Raw genomic sequence first — 5,620 nt, forward strand, 5'->3', positions numbered from 1 at the left:
CTATAAAAACTCGTTTATATTTCCTTTGTTTTATTTCTCATAACTAAATGACTATTAGGTATCGAATGATTAAAAAATATCAAGATAGACTATGTAGTCATGTCCTTGCATTACGATAGTTAGTTTATTTTGTATAAAATTGAGAACGATAGTTAGATGGTGACATACCTTTGTAGATAGAAAACTGTCTTGAGAAGTGACTAGGATAATTAAAACCAACGAGATAGGCAATTTCTTCTATAGAATAACTCGTTTTTTTAAGCAATTCTGCAGACTTATTTAAACGGTATTGAATTAGATAAGTTTTAGGACTAATAGATTTATACTTTTTAAATAATCTGAATAAATAAGTTCTTTCAATTTTGATAGTGTTAGATAAGTACTCGATAGTAAAATTTGGGTTGGTATAATCTTGTTGAATTAAATTAATGGATTTTTCAACATATTTTTCAGCTTCACTTAAACGATGAACCATTTCTTCTTTATATTGGGAAGAAAGTAAATCAATCACTTGATAAGCTTCACCTAGAGCGGAGTAGGGTTTATCTTCTTCAGAAAAATTAAAAACATTTTTAAAGTGATGATCCATCTGATAAGTATCTGTAAATTGATAAATATAATTAGAAATAGACTCTTCTTGGTTAGGAAGCAATAAGCCACATTCATTAAATATATTTTTGCAACCTGATCCTTTAAACCCAATCCAACGATAACTCCAAGGATGCTCAGATGAAGGGTAGTAATTATTCTTTGTATTTGGAGGGATGATAAATCCTTGATTCTCTTTTAATACAATATGTTCATTATTAATATAGAAATGTCCTTCCCCTTTTAAGATAAAATGGATTAAATAATAATCGATAGCCTCGTATTGATAAGGTTCTCTTACTTTTACGTCTTCGTATCCACATTCATAAACAAAAAATTCAGTGTTAAGTTTTTTATCTGTTAAAAATGTTCCTACAGAATCAAACATAAATTCCTCCTAAAAAAACAACATAATGTTAAACATAGACAACATTCATTAATTCCATAATAACAAAGTATGCATTAAAATGAAAGCGTAGTCAAAAAAGGGTATGGATTTATTTTAACCAATAGATGACTGCTAATAACAAGATAAGATATTAAAGGAGGTTTTTTAATGAATGAAACACGAGGTAAAATGAGACCGATTTCATTTTTGTTAATGACATTTACAGCAGTATTCTCTTTTGGAACCATTATTAATGCAAGTGCCAGTATTGGTTTGCTTGCTGTTCCAACATTTTTATTTGCAACAATTTTTTACTTCTTTCCCTTTACACTAATGATTGGTGAGTTTGCTTCGGCCAATACAGAATCTGAATCAGGAGTATACAGTTGGATTCGCACATCTCTGGGAGAAAAGTGGGCATTCTTGGGTTCGTGGTCTTACTTTTTTGTTAATTTATTTTTCTTTGTCTCTTTACTTCCTCAGACATTGATTTATGCATCTTATACATTTTTAGGATATAACATATTTGGAGGAATAAATGCAACGATTCTTATTTCAGTTTTATCTATAATACTTTTCTGGTTAGCAACATATGTATCAATCAAGGGAGTATCTTGGATTTCAAAAGTAACAGATTTATCAGGAATTGCAAGAATATTTATGGGTATAGGTTTTATTATTTTAGCTTTAGGAGTTGTGTTTATCTTTGGGGAGGAACCTGCCCAAAGGCTTACAAGTGAATCTGTGACAATGAACATGAACTGGAACTATTTAACAACAGTAGCTTGGATCTTACAAGCAGTTGGTGGGGCTGAAGCAGTTGGAGTTTATGTTAAAGACATCAAAGGCGGAAACAAATCCTTTATGAAGACAATTGTTGTTGCAGCTTTATCAATAGGCGTTATCTATGCCTTAGGAGCTGTTGCAGTAGGCATGATTTTACCTAGTGAAACACTTCAAGGGAATTATTCAAATGCTTTATTTGATGCTTTTGCTATATTAGGAGCACACTATGGAATAACGGTAGGAGTTACTCGTACTGTTGGCTTTATTATGCTACTTAGCTCAGTCGGTTCACTGGTACTCTGGACAGCTGCTCCTGCTAAAATTTTATTTTCTGAGATACCAGAAGGAATATTTGGTAAATGGATTTCTAAAACAAATAATGAAGGAAACCCAACAAATGCACTTTTGGTACAAGCAATCATTGTTACAGTATTAATGATTGTACCAGCTCTAGGGGTAGGTTCGATTGATACCTTTTTGAAAACATTGATTAATATGACAGCAGCAACTTCATTGATTCCAGTCTTATTCTTATTATGGGCATATATTAGCATGCGTATAAAAAAAGATGATATCCCACGATCTTTTAAAATGGGGAACCAAAAAACAGGTATTGTAATTGGCAGTATGCTTTTAGTATTCTTCATATTTGCATTTGTTGTTTCAATACTTCCTTCTCCATTTGCACTAATGGATTACTTTAAAACAGGATTCATAGCAGAAGGAGCGGCAAATCCAATATTCACACTATTATATAATGCTTTAGGAGTTATTATTTTTGTAGGTTTTGCTTATATTTGTTACATGAATTATGAAAAAAAATTAGGCGGTGCTTTAGATGAGAAAACTAAAAAAATGGGAAAATAATAAAGTAGATAGTATAAATAGAATGGAACCAAGAGCAGATTTTAAGAGTTTTGTAGGAAGAAGTGACTATGAAACAAAAAAAGACACAGGAAGATATGTTGAAAATTTAAATGGTGAATGGGACTTTTTGTTTTTAGAAGCACCAGAATATAGTCCAGAAGATTTTTACAAAACATCTTGTAAGACTGATAAGTGGGATAAAATACAAGTTCCTGGAAATTGGCAAAGACAAGGATATGGAGAAATGCATTATTCAGATTTATGGTATAATTTCCCGATTATTCCGCCTTTTGTTCCAACTGAAAATCCTACTGGTATCTATAGAAAATCTTTTAAAGTTAAATCTATCCAAGAGGACCAACAGTATATTTTACGATTCCAAGGGGTTGATTCTGCTTTTGAAGTTTATTTGAATGACCAATCTATCGGGTATAGTAAGGGTGCGAGAATCCAGAGTGAATTTGATTTAACAGAATATATAGAAGAAGGTATAAATACACTAACCGTTCGGGTTTTCCAATGGTCTGACGGAACCTATTTGGAAGATCAAGACATGTGGTGGTTAAGTGGAATATTCCGTGATGTTGACATTACAACGCGTCCAAAAGAAGGGTTGTATGATTTTGCAATTCGAACTTATTTTGAAAAGGATTTTGACACAGCTACCCTGATAGTCAATCCAACATTTACTCAGAATGTAAATCAAAAAATCACGTATGAGTTATTAAATCATGAAGGAAGTAGTCTATTTAAAGAAGAAGCGCAAAGTAAAAATAGTTTTATAAAAATAGTAGCAAACCCGCAAAAATGGTCTGCTGAATCCCCTTATTTATACGAACTATTAATGACCGTTGAAAAAGATGAACGAGTTATTGAAGTCATTAGTCAAAAAGTTGGTTTTAGACAGATTGAAGTACAAGGAAATTGTTTTTTAGTTAATGGTGTAGCCATTAAATTAAAGGGAATGAACCGACATGATTATAGCCCAACAGAAGGAAGAGTAACATCTAGAGAAAGTATCGAAAATGATATTATTTTAATGAAACAACACAATATCAATGCTATTCGAACAGCTCACTATCCTAACTCGCCATTCTTTTATGATTTATGTGATGAATACGGTATGTATGTAATTGATGAAACGGATTTAGAATGCCATGGTTTTGAATTAACTGAGGACTACAAATGGATATCTGATAATCCAGAGTGGGAAGAAGCTCATGTTAATAGAATTAAACGCACTATCCAAAGAGATAAAAACCATCCTTGTATTATCATGTGGTCGCTTGGGAATGAATCATCGTTTGGATATAATTTCAGAAAAATGGCAGAGTATGCTAAAGAAACAGATCCAACAAGATTGGTTCATTATGAAGGAGATTTTGAAGCAGAAGTAAGTGATGTATATACAACGATGTACACTTGGCTAGAAAGAACAGATGATAAGTTAACAATGGATAAAGTGATTACAAATACAAAAAAACCACATATTCTCTGTGAATATGCTCATGCAATGGGTAACGGACCAGGTAATTTAAAAGAATACCAAGATATTTTCTATAAGTATGATCACATTCAAGGTGGCTTCATATGGGAATGGTTTGACCACGGGATAGAAACTGTGTCAGAATCTGGAGAAATTTATTATAAATATGGTGGAGATTTTGGAGATGATCCTAATAACGGCAATTTCTGTATTGATGGAATGTTAATGCCTGATCGTACACCTTCAACGAGTTTAATAGAATATAAAAAGGTTATTGAACCCATTGAAACAAAAAGTATAGATAAATCGTCTGGCCTATATAAGTTGACTAACAGATTAGATTTTAATGCATTAACGGGTTATCAATTGATTTGCCGGTTTTACGAAGATGATTATCTAATTGAAGAAAGACAAGAGGATATACCCGAAACGCCTGCAAGAGGTACTTCTACGGTAAGGATTGACTATCCAGAAATAGCATTTAAACCAGGGGCTTTATATACGGTTCATTTTATTTATCAGTTAAACGATAAAAATTTATGGGCACAGAAAGGGTTTGAAGTAACTAGGAGTGTATTTACTTGGCACCAAGAAAAAAGAAAAGCTACACTATCTGAAAAAAGAGCAGAAAAATTAATGATTAATGAAGAGACAGCATATATCACAGTAGTAGGAGAAAACTTTAGTGTTCGTTTTGATAAAGTTAAAGGAAAGCTACTACAAGCTTTTTATAATGAAAAAGAAATTATCGAGAAAGGTCCGGAAATGAATTTTTGGAGAGCGCCAATCGATAACGATATGTATATTTTAGAAGACTACAAAAATAAATACTTTATGCATTTGCCACATGAATCTATTCGTAAAGTTGATTGCGAAATAAATGAAGAAAAATTCGAGATGCGAGTGAATTCATTTTATGGTACGACTAATAGTGCTTGGTATTATGAACTTGACTATAAATATGAAGTTGATTATTTTGGGGAAATCAACTATACCATCACCGGGATTGCTTCAGGTCGCAAGATGCTTGCTCCTCCGATGTTACCTAGATTAGGAGTCTCACTTCGCTTAGCGAAGGATTTTGACAAGGTTTCTTGGAGAGGTCTTGGACCTTTAGAAAATTATTCGGATTCTTGTCAAGCTGCTTACCCAGGAGTTTTCAAAAGTTCGGTTGATGATTTATTTGTAAACTATGTGAAGCCACAAGAAAACGGAAACCATATGGACTGCGATTGGGTAGGATTGTCAAATAAGGATAAAACAGTTTTGATAAAAACGGAGGAAACATTTGATTATAGCGTTTCTAGATATGAGACTAAAGATCTTGAGCAGGCTAAACATACAATTGATTTAAAGGAACGTGATTATTTAGTACTAAATATTGATTCTCGTCAAAATGGTTTAGGAAGCAATTCATGTGGACAAGACCAATTAGATAAATACCGTTGTAAATTTGAAGATTTTTCATTACAATTTAACATTCTTCTTAAGGAATCAAACGGTAC

Annotated in this window: 3 protein-coding genes; 2 read left to right on the forward strand and 1 reads right to left on the reverse strand. The window is 32.5% G+C overall.

Translation table 11 applies throughout. The annotated features are described in order from the left end of the window. Positions 1-124: 124 nt before the first annotated feature. Complete coding sequence (locus tag WBF61_RS05980; RefSeq protein WP_424254801.1) at positions 125-976, reverse strand: AraC family transcriptional regulator; 852 nt, start codon at positions 974-976, stop codon at positions 125-127. 168 nt (positions 977-1,144) lie between these two features. Between WBF61_RS05980 and WBF61_RS05985 the strand changes: the two genes are divergently transcribed. Together WBF61_RS05985 and ebgA are read left to right on the forward strand one after the other, a co-directional pair. Beyond that, positions 1,145-2,629, forward strand: a complete 1,485-nt coding sequence (locus WBF61_RS05985) for an amino acid permease (RefSeq protein WP_424254803.1) — start codon at positions 1,145-1,147, stop codon at positions 2,627-2,629. Next, the coding region (gene ebgA, locus WBF61_RS05990) for a beta-galactosidase subunit alpha (protein ID WP_424254804.1) at positions 2,601-5,620 on the forward strand (3,020 nt) is incomplete at its 3' end. The genes WBF61_RS05985 and ebgA, both read left to right, overlap by 29 nt.

Source organism: Carnobacterium sp. (genome assembly GCF_049673005.1).
Taxonomy (GTDB): Bacteria; Bacillota; Bacilli; order Lactobacillales; family Carnobacteriaceae; genus Carnobacterium_A.

Excerpts from the sequence above, each read along its gene's own strand:
- WBF61_RS05980 (WP_424254801.1), bottom strand. The coding sequence starts at position 976 with ATGTTTGATTCTGTAGGAACATTTTTAACAGATAAAAAACTTAACACT.
- WBF61_RS05985 (WP_424254803.1), top strand. The coding sequence starts at position 1,145 with ATGAATGAAACACGAGGTAAAATGAGACCGATTTCATTTTTGTTAATG.